Origin of the sequence: Bacteroides sp. OM08-11 (assembly GCF_003438665.1) — a bacterium.
Lineage (GTDB): Bacteria > Bacteroidota > Bacteroidia > Bacteroidales > Bacteroidaceae > Bacteroides > Bacteroides cutis.
The window spans coordinates 452204-469993 of record NZ_QSTJ01000001.1; the positions used below are offsets into that span (position 1 = coordinate 452204).

Annotated in this window: 8 protein-coding genes; 6 read left to right on the plus strand and 2 right to left on the minus strand. The window is 40.2% G+C overall.

Translation table 11 applies throughout. The annotated features are described in order from the left end of the window. Nucleotides 1–4: 4 nt before the first annotated feature. Nucleotides 5–2842, minus strand: coding sequence for a leucine--tRNA ligase (gene leuS / locus DXC10_RS01810; protein ID WP_101542033.1), 2838 nt, complete (start codon nt 2840–2842; stop codon nt 5–7). 616 nt (nt 2843–3458) lie between these two features. On the opposite strand from leuS, the gene DXC10_RS01815 reads away from it, so the two are divergent. Continuing rightward, a complete protein-coding gene (locus DXC10_RS01815) occupies nt 3459–4337 on the plus strand; it encodes a DMT family transporter (protein ID WP_101542034.1) in 879 nt (292 codons plus the stop codon). Nucleotides 4338–4581: 244 nt separating this feature from the next. Here the strand turns inward: DXC10_RS01815 and DXC10_RS01820 are convergent, their stop codons facing one another. Next, a complete protein-coding gene (locus tag DXC10_RS01820; protein ID WP_117737242.1) occupies nt 4582–5007 on the minus strand; it encodes a DUF3836 domain-containing protein in 426 nt (141 codons plus the stop codon). Nucleotides 5008–5333: 326 nt separating this feature from the next. Here DXC10_RS01820 and DXC10_RS01825 point away from each other — a divergent pair, with 326 nt between their 5' ends. The 5 genes from DXC10_RS01825 to DXC10_RS01845 all read left to right on the plus strand — a co-directional run bounded on the left by DXC10_RS01825 (nt 5334) and on the right by DXC10_RS01845 (nt 17771). Beyond that, complete coding sequence (locus DXC10_RS01825) at nt 5334–9392, plus strand: hybrid sensor histidine kinase/response regulator transcription factor (protein WP_101542036.1); 4059 nt, start codon at nt 5334–5336, stop codon at nt 9390–9392. Between the two features lie 45 nt (nt 9393–9437). Then, on the plus strand, nt 9438–11204 hold the full coding sequence (locus DXC10_RS01830) for a DUF4091 domain-containing protein (protein ID WP_101542423.1): 1767 nt from the start codon (nt 9438–9440) through the stop codon (nt 11202–11204). 264 nt (nt 11205–11468) lie between these two features. Beyond that, complete coding sequence (locus tag DXC10_RS01835; RefSeq protein ID WP_101542037.1) at nt 11469–12713, plus strand: glycoside hydrolase family 88 protein; 1245 nt, start codon at nt 11469–11471, stop codon at nt 12711–12713. Between the two features lie 16 nt (nt 12714–12729). Beyond that, nucleotides 12730–15894 (plus strand): TonB-dependent receptor, encoded by a 3165-nt coding sequence (locus DXC10_RS01840; RefSeq protein WP_233519842.1) that lies wholly within the window; start codon nt 12730–12732, stop codon nt 15892–15894. A gap of 20 nt (nt 15895–15914) precedes the next feature. Beyond that, nucleotides 15915–17771 carry a RagB/SusD family nutrient uptake outer membrane protein gene (locus DXC10_RS01845; protein ID WP_187120661.1) on the plus strand — a complete coding sequence of 619 codons (1857 nt, stop codon included), beginning with the start codon at nt 15915–15917 and terminating at the stop codon, nt 17769–17771. Nucleotides 17772–17790 lie beyond the last annotated feature (19 nt).

Sequence of the window (17790 nt, forward strand, 5' to 3'; positions counted from 1 at the left end):
TCTGTTATTTGATAACGATGTTTACAATCTTTTTCGGTACGACGATTATTTTGACAATGGTTTTACCTTCCATCCACTTGGCAGAACGTTCATCAGCTAATACGGCAGTTTGAATGACGTCTGATGCGGCATCTGCAGGGAATTCCATATTGAAACGCGCTTTTCCATTGAAGGAAACAGTATAATTCACTGTATTTTCCAGCAGATACTCTTCGTTGTATACAGGCCACTTGGCGTCGCACACCGAGCCTTCATTACCCAATGTTTCCCATAATTCTTCGCATACATGTGGAGCAAAGGGAGCGAGGGTAATAATAAGTTGGTTCAAGATTTCTTTCTTACTGCATTTCAATGAGAACAATTCATTGACACAAATCATGAAAGCACTGATACTTGTGTTATAAGAGAATTGTTCAATATCTCCTGTAACTTTCTTAATGAGTTTATGCAGGGTTTTCAGTTCTTCTTTAGTGGCCGGTTCATCCGTTACCAGATAGTTGTCGTTACGGTCGTAGAACAGTGACCAGAACTTCTTGATGAAACGGTGTACACCGTCGATACCGTTCGTATCCCAGGGTTTTGATTGTTCTACCGGACCCAGGAACATTTCGTACATACGAAGTGTGTCGGCACCATATTTTTCTACGATCATATCGGGATTGACCACATTGAACATAGATTTACTCATCTTTTCGACTGCCCAACCACAGATATATTTGCCATCTTCCAAGATAAACTCAGCCGTGGCGTATTCTGGTCTCCATGCTTTGAATGCTTCGACATCCAGAATATCATTGGATACGATATTTACATCCACATGGAGTGGGGTAGTGTCATAATTGTCTTTCAGGTTCAGAGAAACAAACGTATTGGTATCTTTGATGCGGTATACAAAATTACTTCGTCCCTGAATCATACCTTGATTTACTAATTTCTGGAATGGTTCTTCAACCGCAGAAATACCGAGATCATGCAGGAATTTATTCCAGAAACGGGAATAAATCAAGTGCCCTGTGGCATGTTCCGTACCACCTACATAGAGATCTACATTACGCCAGTATTCATCTGCTTTTTTACTTACCAGTGCAGAATGATTGCGTGGATCCATATATCGCAGGTAGTAAGCGCTTGAACCTGCAAATCCGGGCATTGTATTCAATTCTAATGGAAATACGGTGATATTATCAATTTTCTCGTTGCCGGCCACACATTTGTTTGCAGTATCCCAAGCCCATTTAGTGGCATGTCCCAATGGAGGTTCGCCCGTTTCGGTAGGCAAGAATTTAGCGACTTCGGGAAGTTCCAATGGAAGACAGCTTTCATCAATCATATAAGGCATACCTTCCTTGTAGTAAACCGGGAAAGGTTCACCCCAATAGCGTTGACGTGAGAAGATAGCGTCGCGCAGGCGGAAATTTACTTTTACACGTCCCAGGTTATGTTCTTTCACATATTTCTTGGTAGCGGCAATGGCTTCTTTGATAGTAAGTCCGTTCAGGTTTAAATCACAATATGGTTCCACACCTGCTTTCGGAGAATTGCAAACGATACCTTCTTTAGCGTCGAAACTTTCTTCACTTACATCACAGCCCTCTACCAACGGTACAATAGGTAAACCGAAATGTTTGGCGAAAGCATAGTCACGGCTATCGTGTGCAGGTACAGCCATGATGGCACCTGTTCCATATCCGGCAAGTACATAGTCACTGATCCAGATGGGTACCGCTTCACCCGTAAAAGGATTGATGGCATAACTTCCCGAGAATACACCCGTCACGCTGCGGTCGGCAATACGTTCGCGTTCCGTACGCTTCTTGGTACGTTCCAGATAAGCGTCTACTTCAGCTTTTTGTGTTTCGGTAGTCAGTTGTGCCACCAATTCGCTTTCGGGAGCCAATACCATGAAAGTTACACCGAACATGGTATCTGCACGCGTGGTGAAAATGGTAAATTCCAGTTCGCTGTCCTTTACTTTGAATTGTACTTCGGCACCTTCGCTGCGACCTATCCAGTTCTTTTGGGTTTCCTTCAGCGACTCGGTCCAGTCGATGGTTTCCAATCCGTCCAGCAAGCGTTGGGCGTATGCAGATACACGAAGGCACCATTGACGCATCTTTTTTTGAACTACCGGAAAGCCGCCACGCTCTGATACACCGTCTACTACCTCATCATTGGCAAGTACGGTTCCTAATTGCGGGCACCAGTTAACCATTGTTTCGCCCAGATAAGCGATGCGGTAATTCATCAATACTTCTTGCTGTTCTTTTTCGCTCATTGCATTCCATTCTTCGGCAGTGAAGTGCAGTTCCTCGCTACATGCAGCATTCAATCCTTCGTTGCCATATTTTGGAAATGCCTCTATTAATTCTTCAATGGGACGTGCCTGTTTTTTGTCATTACAGTAATAGCTGTTGAACATTTTTTGGAAAGCCCATTGTGTCCAATGATAATATTCCGGGTCACAAGTACGGATTTCACGGCTCCAATCGAAAGAGAAGCCTATTTTGTCCAATTGTTCGCGATAGCGGTTGATATTGTTGACGGTAGTAATTGCAGGGTGTTGTCCGGTTTGTATGGCGTATTGTTCTGCCGGTAGTCCGTATGCATCATATCCCATAGGATTTAATACATTGAAACCTTGCAGGCGTTTGTAGCGTGCATAAATGTCCGAAGCGATATATCCTAATGGATGACCTACATGCAAACCTGCACCACTGGGGTAAGGAAACATGTTCAATACATAATATTTCTGTTTTGTTTCATCTTCCGTTACTTGGTAGGTTTTATTTTCTACCCATTGTTTCTGCCATTTCTTTTCAATCTCCCTGAAATTGTATTCCATAATGGTATTTATTAGTATATTGTTGAAAACTTTGTTGGTTATATGGTTAAAACCGGTTAATAACGGTGCAAAGTTAACTGTTTATTTTCAGATTTGTAGCTAAGTAACTTAAAAAACAATGGCAAATGCTTGATAATTCGCTTTATGTTACTTATATTTGTGATGTGCTTTTAAAACTAATTTTTTGTTTGTAATACAAATAATAGCTGAATTAATTCAATAGGATTTATAAAAAAGATTTTTAGGATATAGTAAGGGATAAAGTCTGTGAAGATTTTATCCCTTATGTTTTTGCACTTATTCCCGTTGATATCCAAGAGGGCTTTGGAATCTGGATATGCCATATATCCCACACATCAATCCAGTATCTTTGTCTGTTTATACTTTAGGGTTTGTCCTGCTGAAACCTTATATTTGTTACCTGTTCACTGCAGTGAACAGATCGAGTCACTAATATGAACATGTCTATTCACTGTAATGAACAGATATGTTCACTATTGTTGTTCGGTAACCAATATGAAAGATGAATAAAAGAAATATAAGGGATAAACGGAAGAAACATAGGAGGTGGAAAAAGGGAAAGTGTTATCTTTGCACGCAACTTATCAGTAGTGTAATGAGCGTAACGAAAAACTATACTTATCATCTTATAGCCATTCTTGTAATAGCTGTCTGGGGATTGACATTTATTTCAACGAAAGTATTGATAGAATTCGGCCTTTCTCCGCAAGAAATATTTCTGCTTCGTTTTCTCATTGCTTATCTGGGTATCTGGTTTATTTCTCCCCGCAAGTTGTTTGCCAATAATTGGAAAGATGAGTTTTGGTTACTTTTAGGAGGTATAACAGGTGGTTCACTCTATTTTTTTACAGAAAATACAGCGCTGGAAATCACATTGGCTACCAATGTGGCATTCATTGTCTGTACGGCTCCTTTGCTCACTACTATTCTTTCTTTGGTTATTTATAAAAAAGAAAAGGCAACTCGCGGACTGATAGGTGGTTCGATATTGGCATTGGTCGGAGTGGCACTGGTAGTTTATAACGGCCATTTTGTATTGAAGATTTCTCCGTTGGGTGATTTCCTGACACTACTTGCCGCCCTCTCATGGGCTTTTTATAGTTTGATAATGAAAAAGATGTGTGGGCGTTATCGCACTACTTTCATTACTCGTAAGATCTTTTTCTATGGTGTATTAACTATTCTTCCCGCATTTTTGGTTCATCCCTGGCAGTTTCCTCTTTCCGGATTGTGGCAACCGGCTGTGTTGTTCAACCTTCTTTTCTTAAGCGTTCTGGCTTCTTTGATCTGTTTTGTTGTATGGAATATCGTTTTAAAGCAATTGGGTACTGTGAGGGCTTCCAATTATATCTATCTGAATCCTCTTTTTACTTTGGTAGGTTCTGCTGTGTTTTTAGGTGAACAGTTAACGATAGTAGCACTTATCGGAGTTGTATTTATTTTAGGGGGGGTATATTGGGCAGGAAAGAGATAGATATCTCCTTATGTATCCTTTGTATTTTATGAATGACTATCCTGAATACTCCAAGCAGGAGGAGTAGTAATGATTGCAGATGATGAAAAGAAAATACGGTTATCGGGTAGAATGATCTACTGATAACCGTATTTTGTGTAAACTTAAAAGAAAATTAATTGTTAGAGTATTACGGTTCTATCTGTTTGTCGATAGGATGTTGTCCTGATAAGTGATGACATTGCGATAGAATTATTGATTATCTTTATTTTGTGCTTGCCAGCATCAGAACGGCATTCGTATCATTCAGTTCATAAACTGTTTTCTGTTTGTTATCATCGTAGGTACTGCTTTTAGAGTTCCAACAGGCATAATTCAGTTCAACTTCATTATCACTGTATATTACATTCAGTTTGAAATAAGGAGTCCAGGCTTCTTTTGAATTGTCCCACTTGGATGCTTCCTTACTTATTATGCGGTTTTCATTGTCGTAGGTATATGTGTAGCGCAAGTGGCGGAACAGATAACCATCTTCATTGCGAAAAATTGTCTTAGCGGTTATCAGACCGTTTGTTACTTCTTCGTTTTTTACATAGTTGGTAGGATTACTTGCACTTGCTGAGAAGTTCATTACACTAGCCATTACCACTGCTACTATTACCACTGCCTTAAGAATTACATTTGTTTTCATAATCGTTATTTTTTTATTGTTATTACTTTTTGTTTTTAAGGAGATTGTTTTCTTGTAACCGCCTTCGCCTATATAGAGTCAATTGTTGTGCCAAAGTGATAATGTGTTGATTATCAGTGATTGTTTAAGATTGTGCTGTGTTCGTTTTCGGACAATTGTCCGTATGGAAGCGGACATGATTGGAAAAAATTGTTTAAATGAAAGCAATGCCCTACTAAATCTTTTCCGGGAGTATTAGGAAATTTTTTCCTAATATTATAAAAGGAGTGTCCTATTGTATAGAAAGAGGAAAGTATTATCTTTGTGCACACTCTAAAATTATATTTATGGCTAAAACCAAATGCTATTTGCTATTTTTTTTATCCGTATTTTTGAGTATTCATTCATATGGGCAGTATTTTAAGACATTGGATATAAATGACGGACTATCCAATCTTTCAGTATTGTCCATTTGTCAGGATACGTTAGGGCGTATGTGGTTTGGTACTAATGAGGGAGTGAATGTATATGACGGTAACCAGATATTGAAATATAAATATTATGATGTAGTAGATAGTAATCGGCAAAAGAACAAAAAATTCATTAATGGTACCATTGGTTCCATGGTATGTGATGCATCAGGAGATGTGTTCATTAAAAATGACGGCATTCTGATGAAATATGACATGGAACAAGATTTCTTCAAAGAACTGTATCATGTAGGGTCGGGGACAATGAAGGTGTGGAATGGAGATTTATGGTTTACTGTTGCAGACAGTCTTTTCAGATATGACAATAAGAAAGATTTCTCTTACTTTCATAAAAAATTTGATGTACCGGTCATTGTATGTATGGAACGTGAAGAAGAGAAACTTTGGCTGGGAACGACGAAAGGACTTTATATAGCGGAAAAAGAAAATGTACGGTGTGTGATTCCTGAAATAGAAATATCCGATGTGTTTTTGAGTAGTCGAGGTGAGTTATGGATTGCTTCCCGAACTAACGGTTTATACAAGAGGGGTAGAGACGAAATCATCAAGAAGGAAATAAATTCGCCTACTCGTGTGATAAGTAATCAAATACGGGAGTTTATAGAGGATAATAGGCAGAATATTTGGTTTGGTACTTTCGATGGACTTCAGGTGTATAATCCTTATACTGATACCTATTCTGCTTATTTTCCTGATTATCGTCCCGGAAGTTTGAGGCATAAATCTGTATTTTCACTTTATAAAGACAGGCAAGGAACGCTCTGGATAGGAACCTATTATGGTGGAGTGAACTATTTCAATCAAGAAGAAGATATCTTTAAATATTATTCTTACGATAAAAGCAATGATTATTGTCTGAATTTTCCTTTGGTAGGACAGATGGTAGAAGATAAAAATCATAATCTGTGGATTGCTACGGATGGTGGAGGAATTAACTGTTTGGATCGGAAACAAGGTACATTTACTTATTATACTGCCAGAGAAGACGGACGTTCGATCTTGCATAACAATGTAAAAGCCATTGCTTATGATAAACTGAGAAATCGTATTTATGTAGGAACTTATACGGGAGGTTTGAGTTCTTATGATATATCCACTCATACATTTCATAATTATCTTGATGCTTATAAACGTACCGATATAGGTCCTAATCATATTATATTAAGTCTCAAATGTCAGGGGGATTATCTGTATGTAATGGCACATAACGGGTTCTGGCGTCTAAATCTTGTTACGGATCAATTTGAATTGATAACCGACGAACGTTTTTTTCATTTGTTTGAGGTGGACTCACATGGTTATGTATGGTTTGGTGATGACTGGGGAGTATTTAGACTTGCATTGGATAAATCCAAGGAAATAGAACCGATGCAGATGAAAAAGTCGGGAAGTCCCCGGGCAAAGATAACGAGAATACTGGAAGTTACAGATGGAACTATTTACGTATCAACCTTGGGTGACGGTGTATATTCATATAATTATGCCAACAATGAATGGAAGCACTATAACAGCGAAAACAGTAAATTACTGAGTGATTTTTGTTACAATATAGTAGAAACCTCTATGAATCATGTCCTGATAACAAATGACGAAGGTTTCTCCATTTATTCGCCTTTCAATCGTTTTGTCTATTCGGTAGAATTCGGTCATAAAGGTTTGGTTTCAGGTGTGGCTAATAATTGTGGTCTTTATGTAAGCGAAGACAATTTGATTTATATAGGAGGTGTAAACGGATTGATGTCTTTCAAAGAAAGTGATTTATATAAGCCGGGTAATAGAAACTGGGAATTTTATTTCTCCAATCTTATCATTAACAATGTCAAAGTTTATCCAGGTGACGAGCATTGTGTATTGGAAAAATCACTTCCTTTTGTCAATCATATTGATTTGGAGTCCGAACAGAATAATTTGGTTGTAGATTTTTCCAATTCCAATTATGTAGAGACAGATGCAAATACCGGTTATGAATATAAGTTGGAAAATTTCGACAAGCGATGGCTTGTTACCAAGCAAGCCCGTGTTGCCTATACGAATCTTGCTCCGGGTAGTTACATATTGAAAGTACGTGAAGTGGGTAGTAGTAATCAATACGAAGATTTTGTCCCCAAAGAAATTTCTCTCAGCATCAAGATACATCAGCCCTGGTATTTTACGGGATGGGCTTTTGGAGGGTATATACTGTTTCTTGGCAGTTTGTCGGTTGTAGGATGGCGTACACATCGGACAAGACAGCAGCTTGCTTTATCCCTTAAAAAAGAGAAAGACGAAAAAGAGCGGATGGGCGAGATTAATCGTACTAAACTTCGTTTCTTTACCAATATATCCCATGAATTCCGTACTCCGTTGACACTCATCATCGGACAGATTGAGATCATGCTGTATATGGAAAAAATATCACCTTCCATACAAAGACAATTACGGCGTGTATACAGAAATGCTGTCAATCTGCGTTTTTTGGTAGGTGAGTTACTTGATTTCAGAAAACAGGAACAAGGATTTGTGAAACTGAAAGTGGGATGCATGGACTTTATTTATTTTGTGAAAGATATTTATTCACAATTTATAGAGATTGCCCGGAAGAAGAATATAACCTATACTTTTGAGCATATTGAAACTGAAGTAGAAGTATGGTTCGATCCTATACAAATGCAGAAAGTTGTTTTTAACTTGCTTTCCAATGCTTTTAAATATACGCCCGAAGGGAAGCAGATCAAAGTAACCATTAAACGACTGTCGGAAGAAGTGGAACTTTCTGTTGCCGATACCGGTTGTGGCATGCCCGAAAAGGTATTGGACAAGATATTTGACAGATTTTTCCAGATTAATGAAACTTCCAAGGAAGGAATGCAGGGAAGTGGTATCGGACTTGCTTTGGCAAAGAGTATCGTAGATTCACATAAAGGTACTGTCAGTGTGGATAGTAAGGAAAATGAGGGAAGTATATTCAAGGTACGTTTGAAATTGGGTAATAATCACTTTACACATGAAGAACTTGAACATGAAAAGATTGTGATGTCCCGGAGTGAATGGAACGGCTCGTTCATTGATCCTACTTTGTTTGACAAGGAGGATATTTTAACTGTAGACAATCCTATGGAGGGGGATGAAAAGCCGAGTATCTTACTTGTCGAGGATGATGAAGATGTGCTTGAAATGTTGAACTCTTTGTTTTCTTCCGCTTATACGGTATATAAGGCAAACGATGGTCAAAAGGGTTTTGAAATGGCACAACAACTGCATCCCGACTTGGTGGTGAGCGATGTAATGATGCCTGTGATGTCGGGTAAGGAACTTTGCTATAAAATAAAAAATTGTTTGGAACTTGCTTATACACCCGTAATATTGTTGACTGCACAAGCTTCGGTAGATTATACGATAGAGGGATATATGTTCGGTGCAGACGATTATATCACGAAACCGTTCAATGTGAAGTTGTTGTTGGCACGCTGCAACAATCTTTTGAAGAACAAACGGTTATTGTTGAATAGTATAAATTCTTCTGTGCCTGTTTCGCAGGTATCCGCTTCTACGACTGATGTTTCTTTTGTAACTATTGCCGGAAACGAAGGTTTGACTGAAGATAACAAGAATCTATTGGATAAAGCTATCGGAATAATAAAAGAAAATCTGGACAATCCGGACTTTGATATGAATATGTTGGCCGATGGATTGAATATGAGCCGTAGTAAAATGTTTGTTGTTCTCAAAGGGATTACAGGACTTACTCCCAATGAGCTTACTTTGAAATTGAAGATGGAAGAAGCTTTGCGTCGGCTTAAAAAACATTCGGAATTCAATATATCCGAAATATCCTATCAATTGGGATTTTCCAATCCACGATATTTCAGCAAATGTTTTAAAGATTTCTACGGGATTACTCCACAGGGATATCGGAAAGAATTACAAAACAAATGAACCCTTATTACTAAATCATATTTAATAACGTAAAGTATCATGATTATGAGAAAAATTTTATTCATTTATTTTTTGTATATACCATTGTTAGTGATAAATGCACAAACACAAAAAATGTTTTCAGAAGAGTATGAAGAATTGGATGACCCTGCACTGACCGATCAGGCAGTTTGGAACAAGCAGACGGATGGTCTTCATTTTGCTTGGGGGACTACTGACATGAGGTATGCCAAGAAAGATGTGCCGGTTCGTATAGAAAAATCCGGTACAATGAAACTTTCAGGCTGGAAAGGAGAAAAACTGAATGCACAATTTGTAATGTGGAGTAAAGAGAAACAGGATAATATTACCTTTGTAATGTCTGATTTGGAAGGAAAGAAGGGAACTGTTATTCCGGCACGGTGTATCTCTGCCGGTTTCGTGAGGTATGTCATGACCGATGAACTGAATAAGGATGGAAAAGGAGGATGTGGGCATCGTCCGGATAGAACCCTGTTCGATTCTTTATTGGTAGCGGACGCGATAGATGTGGCTACCCGTTTTGATTTGAAAGAACAAAATACCTGTCCGGTATGGGTTACCGTAAAGGTTCCCCAAGAGGTAATTGCCGGACTTTATAAAGGTGCGATAGAAATTTTACGCAACGGAAAGAAAGCGGGTATGCTGTCGCTTCAAGTAAACGTTGTGGACCGTACACTACCTAAACCTTCAGACTGGAAGTTTTACTTGGATTTATGGCAGAATCCTTATGCGGTATCCCGATATTATCGGACAGGTGAATGGACGAAGGAGCATTTTGACGCGATGCGTCCTTTTATGCAGACGTTGGCGGATGCGGGACAAAAGGTGATTACCGCTACTATCATGCATCGGGCATGGGGTGGACAAACTTATGATGAATTCAGATCAATGGTGACTTGGATCAAGAGGTATGATGGAACATGGGAGTTCAAGTACGATGTATTTGATGCTTGGGTGGAATTCATGATGTCGTTGGGCATTGACAAACATATTAATTGTTATTCGATGATTCCTTGGAGTATGGAATTCCGATATTTTGATCAGAAAACTGACAAAATGCAAGTACTTAAGACAAAACCGGGTGAAAAAGAGTATGATGAAGTATGGATGGCCATGTTGACAAGTTTCTCTAAACATCTAAGGGAAAAAGGATGGTTTGAGAAGACTTGTATTGCCATGGACGAACGCCCGCTTGATACTATGAAAAAAGTGATGGCGCTGATACGTAAGGCCGACAAGGATTTTAAGATTTCGTTTGCCGGTGTTTACCATGCTGAGATAGAACCTGAGATTTTCAACTATTGCATTGCTCCCGACCAACTTTTCCCATGGGAAAGAATTGAGAAACGTAATGCCGAAGGTAAAGTGACTACCTATTATACTTGTTGTACGGAACCCAAACCCAATACTTTTACTTTTTCGGCTCCTGCGGAAGCTACCTGGATAGGTTTCTATGCGGCACGTCTGCATATGGACGGTTATCTGCGTTGGGCCTATAACAGCTGGGTAGAGCAACCGTTACAAGATTCCCGTTTCAGAACTTGGGCTGCCGGAGACACTTATCTGGTATATCCGGGTTGCCGTTCTTCCATACGTTTTGAAAGATTGATTGAAGGTATACAGCAATGCGAAAAGATTTTTATACTGAAAGAAGAGTATAAGAAGGCAGGTAAGGTACAAGCTATTCGGAAATTGGACAAGCAATTGGAAATGTTTGATATTGAACAATTGAAACAAGGTGCCAGTCCTGAAGAAATGATAGAGAAAATGAAAAAGACTCTGAATCGATAAGAGTGAAAAGATAACAGGTTGTGTAAAAGCCCGGACTTACGAAAGTCCGGGCTTTTTTTGTTCTGCGATAGAAAACATAGGCAAGTATGATATGTAACTATTGTCCAAACGGGCGTAATTATTGTCCAAATGGATGATAATTATATATTTCATTGTTGTGTAATAGAAGTTTTATTATACGAAAGTATCTTAATTCGTGCCGAGAACGAATTAGTAATAAGGTACTTAAATTAGAAATGTTAAACCTTTTAAGATGAAAAGGAAATGAAAACAACAAAATGCTTTGTATTTTTAATCTTATGTACTTTTCTCCTCTCCGGTTGTATCGACAGTGGAAAGAAAAGTAATAAAGGTTTTGTGGCACAAGGATTCGGGAGAGCGGAGCAACAACTGGCAGCCCAGATTAAAGCCGTTCCGGATTCAACGCGTTTTCCGCGTACTATCAGTAAAGATGGAAAACGTGTTGTGACACATCGCAATGACTGGACGGAGGGATTTTATCCTGGATGCTTGTGGTATATTTATGAGTATACCGGAAAAGAAAACTGGAAAAAAGCAGCTGTCAAATGGACAGAAACACTTGAACCATTGAAGAAATTGACTACTCATCATGACATAGGTTTTCTGATGTATTGTAGCTTTGGAAATGCCTATCGATTGACAGGCGACGAAAGGTATAAAGATATTCTAGTGGAATCTGCCCGTTCACTGTGTACTCGTTTTAACGAAAAGACGGGTTGTATAGAATCTTGGAACTACAGAAAATCCTGGAACGGTAAAGATGAATGGTATTTTCCAGTTATCATAGACAATATGATGAATCTTGAATTGCTTTATTTCGCAACTAAGGTGACAGGTGATTCTACTTTTTACAATATAGCTAATAAACATGCCGAAACTACAGCTAAGAATCATTTCCGGAAGGATTATGGCAGCTATCATGTGGTAAATTATGATGAAAATACAGGAGCTGTATTACACCGTGCCACTTGTCAGGGATTTTCTGACAATTCCACATGGGCACGTGGGCAAGCTTGGGCCATTTATGGTTACACTATGGCTTATCGTGAAACGAAACGTAAGGATTTCCTCGACATGGCTATACGCACAGCAGATTTTTGGCTGAACCATTCCGATATGCCTGAGGACGGTATTCCTTATTGGGATTTCAATGCCGGACAGAAAGGTTATGTAGCTGATTGGAATTATGATCCGAAGCAATTTAAAGTAATGCCAAGAGACGCTTCGGCAGCTGCCATTGCCGCTTCGGCATTTTTGGAACTGAGTGGTTACGTATCTGAAAGTGACAAGTATCTGCAGGCAGCGGAGCATATCTTACAATCGCTTTCTTCACCCGCTTATCTGGCTACTCCGGGCACTAACTGCAATTTTATCTTGATGCATTGTGTAGGAAGTATTCCTCACGGTTCGGAGATAGATGTGCCTTTGATATATGCCGACTATTATTATTTAGAAGCTTTAATGAGATATGATAATTTGTATAACTAACTTAAATTTAAAATTAATGAGAAACTTACTTCTTCCGATGAAGATACCTCAAAAACAGATATGGTTGTTGGCGGCATCTTTATCATTCGGACAAATGGCGTTTTCTTCCGGAAATTATGCATCAGAAGTTACTGTTGCAAATGCAATCGTGCAACAAAGTAACAAGACAGTTTCAGGAACGGTGACTGATGCTTATGGACCGGTGATCGGTGCCAGTGTCATTGTAAAAGGAACTGCTCAAGGCGTAATTACCGATTTGAATGGTAAATTCAAACTACAAGTCCCTGTGGGAGCTACGATTGTGATATCTTATGTAGGATATGTGGATAAAGAAATAAAATACAAAGGAGAGAGTACTCTGAAGATAGAACTTGACGAGAATGTACAAGAGTTACAGGAGGTGCAGGTGGTGGCCTATGGTGTCACCAAGAAGGTATCTGTGACGGGTGCCATCTCCTCTTTGGGAACAGAAGAATTACTGAAGACACCTGCCGGAAGTATTTCCAATGCATTGACCGGTAAGATGCCTGGTTTGAGTACGGTGCAAGGTACCGGACAACCGGGCGTGGACGATCCCAGGATATTTGTGCGTGGTGTGGGATCATTGACTGAAGGTTTGTCGGAACCCTTGATCCTGGTAGATGGTGTAGAACGTTCATTCAGCCAGCTCGACCCTAATGAAATCGAGGATATATCTATTTTGAAGGATGCTTCTTCGACAGCTGTATTCGGTGTACGTGGTGCAAATGGTGTAATTATCGTAACCACCAAACGTGGTAAGGCAGGAAAGCCGAAGATTAATTTCTCTACTTCTTTTGCTTTACAGATGCCTACTGGTCTGCCTGAGTTTGCCAATAGTTATGAATATGCCACTGCTTATAACAATGCACAGCTTCGTGATGGAAAGACCCAGGATGAATTGGCTTTTACCCCCGAAGCCATCGAGGCCTATCGTACACACAGTAATCCGTTGATTTATACCGATACTGACTGGGTAGACTTGATGATTAAGAATTCGGCCTTACAGACACAGCATAATTTTTCTATATCCGGTGGTACGGAAAGAGCCCGTTACTTTGTTTCATTAGGTGCATTTACACAAGATGGTCTGTTTGAGTCGTTCGAAGACGAATATGACAGTAATTTCCGTTACAATCGTTACAACTATCGTGTCAACCTGGATTTGGACTTGACTAATTCTACATTGATGAGTATCAATTTGGGTGGACGTGTCAACGACCGTCGTGCACCCAACTATGAAGGAGGCAGTAATATAGGTTACTTGTTCCGTGACATTTATCGTACTGCTCCTTTTACCGGAGCAGGTATCGTGGATGGTAAATGGATATGGACAGATCCCGACCAAGTAGGTATGGGAAATATTAGAGATGGCCTTTATCCGGTGTATGGACGTGGTTATAATACAGCAGCAGGTAATGTATTGAATTTTGACTTCACACTGGAACAGAAGTTGGATTTCATTACTAAAGGTTTGAAAGTTCATGCCAAAGCATCTTATAACAGTAGTATCACACTGTACAAATTGCGTACTGGGAGTTATCCGCACTATGAACCTATTGTAAATCCCGATGGTACGGTAAATATTACTAAGGTAGGGGAAAAACAAAATTTAGGTTACAGTGAAAGTACTTCGAAAGCGAGAGACTGGTATATGGAGTTTGCCCTGAATTATAAACGTGATTTTGGTGCCCATCATGTATCGGCACTTGCCATGTACAACCAACGTATGCAATACTATCCCAAAGGCCCATCTGCTTTCACAGGAATTCCCCGAAGCTATGTAGGTTTGGTAGGACGTATAACCTATGACTGGAATACACGTTATCTGGCAGAGGTAAACATGGGTTATAACGGTTCTGAGAACTTTGCTCCGGGTAAACGATTCGGTTTGTTTCCAGCTTTCTCCGTCGGTTGGATTTTGACCGAAGAGAAGTTCATGCAACCGTTGAAACCTTGGCTCAGTTACCTGAAGTTCCGTGTTTCCTATGGTGTGGTAGGTAACGACCGTGTAAGAGATGACTCACGTTTTCTTTATTTGCCCGACTCTTATACAGCGAAGACCGGAGGTTATTTCTTCGGAAACCAGACTTCAGTCTCTTTCCCGGGAGCGGCGGAAGCTAAAATAGGTAATCCGAATGTGACTTGGGAAACAGCTGCCAAGCAAAACTACGGTATCGACGCTTATTTCTTCGACAGTAAGTTGAAAGCTAACTTTGATTATTTCATAGAGCATCGTAAGGATATTCTTACCAGCCGTCAGGTACTTCCTTATTATCTAGCTGCCAATTTGCCTATTGCTAACATCGGTAAGGTGGACAACAAGGGTTTTGAACTTGCCTTAAATTGGCGTGACCAGATAAGAGATTTCGGTTATAATATCGGCTTTAACGTGGCTTATGCCAAAAATGAGATTGTCTTTAATGATGAAGTCAATAAACCGTACGACTATATGCGACGCACAGGTAAACCGGTTTCGCAGAACTTCGGTTATAAATATGACGGATTTTTTTCTGAAGAAGATGCCGAACGCTATGCAGAGGTAAAAGGACAAGAAGGTGGTATTCCTGATCATGGTTCGGGGTTTGTACCTAAACCCGGTGATGTGAAATATAAGGATATGAACGGTGACCACGTGATTGACCAGAACGACGAGACTGCCATTGGTTATCCCACTTATCCACAACTTACAGGTGGTTTCAATTTGGGGTTTTCCTACAAGGGCTTCGACTTCAGCATGACTTGGGCAGGAGCAACTAAAGTTTCGCGTATGTTGGACGACGTTTTCCGTCTCCCCTTCGGTGAAACTGATTCACGTGCATTGATGAAATATATGGTGACTGATGCATGGACTCCCGAAAAGGGTAATTCGGCAAAGGCTCCTGCCATTTCTTTTACAAGCAAATCCAATAACTACCTGAATTCCGATCTCTGGCTTCGAGATGCTTCCTACTTGCGTTTAAAGAATGTGGAATTAGGTTATAATTTCCCTCAATATATCACGAAAAAAATCGGTGTAGGCAATCTGAGGGTATATGCCAGCGGCTATAACTTACTGACGTTTGACAAACTGGGTATTATCGACCCCGAGGCTTCTCCTACCGATACTTCCATGTATCCTAACGTGATGGTGATAAATTTGGGTCTGAAAGTAGGTTTCTAATATTTTAAACAATGACAGTAATGAAAAAGATAACAAAACATATTCATCTGTTGATATTGTCTCTGATAATATCATTGGCCTCCTGCGAAGACTTGGCTTTCGGCGATAAGTTTCTTCAGAAACCACCCAGCGGAGATGTGACGATTGATACCATTTTTTCTACCGCTGACTATGCCCGTAGGGTATTGTGGCATGCTTATGGTACTTTACCTTGGGAACTTCCCAAGGAATATGATGGGGACGGTGCGTTGCGGTTTACCGTTCTTGAATCGTTGACCGACTTGAACCAGGCTACTTTAGGATGGAGCGGTGCGGAAAGAATTTATTATTCGGGAACCTATAATGCAGGTTATGAGGATCTCGAAAGTGAATACGGCTGTACAAAGTATCGTATAGGTAGTTGGTGGAAAGCCCGCCAGGTATGGAAGGGTATCCGTCATGCATGGACATTCATCAACAATGTGGATCGTGTGTCCGATATGGATGGAGATGAAAAAGAACGTTTGAAGGCGGAGGCTAAACTTATTATTGCCATCCACTATGTGGACATGATACGTCATTTGGGAGCAATGCCTATCGTTGACCGTGCTTATGCGCCCGAAGAAGTGAATATGCCGCCACGTGCCACTTTGCAGGAGACGGTAAATTTTACCGTGAAACTGCTGGATGAAGCCGGAAGTTGTGAACAGTTACCTTGGGCACTGCCTAGTGATGACTTGAGTAACTGGAGTGGACGTCTGACACGTGGGGCTGCTTTGGGATTGAAAGCCAGATTATTGCTTTTTGTAGCAAGTCCGTTGTTTAACGATGCCGAACCTTATTATCCGGGTGAAGCTGCAGACAAGCACATGACTTGGTTTGGTGGATACGATGCCCAGCGTTGGGAGGATGCCCGTCAGGCATGTGAGGACTTCTTTACGGAAAACCAAAAGGAAGGTGGCTATTATAAACTTGTACAACCTGCTTCTGCCGATTTGAAAGGATATCGCAAGGCTTTTCAAGACGCTTATTATACCAGAGGAACCACGGAATCGTTGATTTCCGTACGTAGATATAACATGACGAACAATACTCCTTGTTTGATGCAGAGTATGCGTTGGGGTGGATGGTGTCCTACCAAGGAATTCTTTGATATGTTCCAAATGACCGATGGTACCGATTTTGACTGGAACAATCCGGAGCATCGCCAAAACCCGTTCATTAATCGTGATCCCCGTTTGTGCGAAAGTATCTTGTTAGACGGAGACGACTATCAAGGTACTAAGGCGGAAGTTTTCATTGCCTATCCCGGTGACAAGGCTAACTATCCGCAAGGAAAGCATGTAAAAGTAAGTGGGTATACGGATAGTAACAGTATCATGGGTAGTGGCATTGCAGCACGTAAGTTTGCTCTCGACCGTGCGGGTGAATACAAAAACCGTAGTTTCCATTGGCCACATCTTCGTTTGGCAGAACTCTATCTGTCGTATGCAGAGGCATTGAACGAATGTAACCGTACAGGTGAAGCTTATCAATATGTCAACGAAGTGAGAGCCCGCGTAGGTTTGCCTCCTTTGAAGTTGAAAGGTGAACAAGATGAAAAAACCGAGTTCCGCGAAGCCATTTTACGTGAACGTGCCTGTGAATTTGGTTATGAGAATGTACGTTTCTTTGACCTGATACGTTGGAAACGTGAAGATATCTTTACGAAATCCTTGCACAAGTTGAATTTCTATCGTCACAAGGATACGAAGGAATATAAGTTTGAATTCCCCGAATTGTTGCAGAGAGCCTGGCAGAAGCCCGGCGGTTTCTCTCCGAAATGGTATTTGAGTGCATTCTCTGCTACTGAGGTAAACATAAACTATGGCCTGGTACAAAATCCGGGTTGGGAATAAATCGACATTGTAAATATCT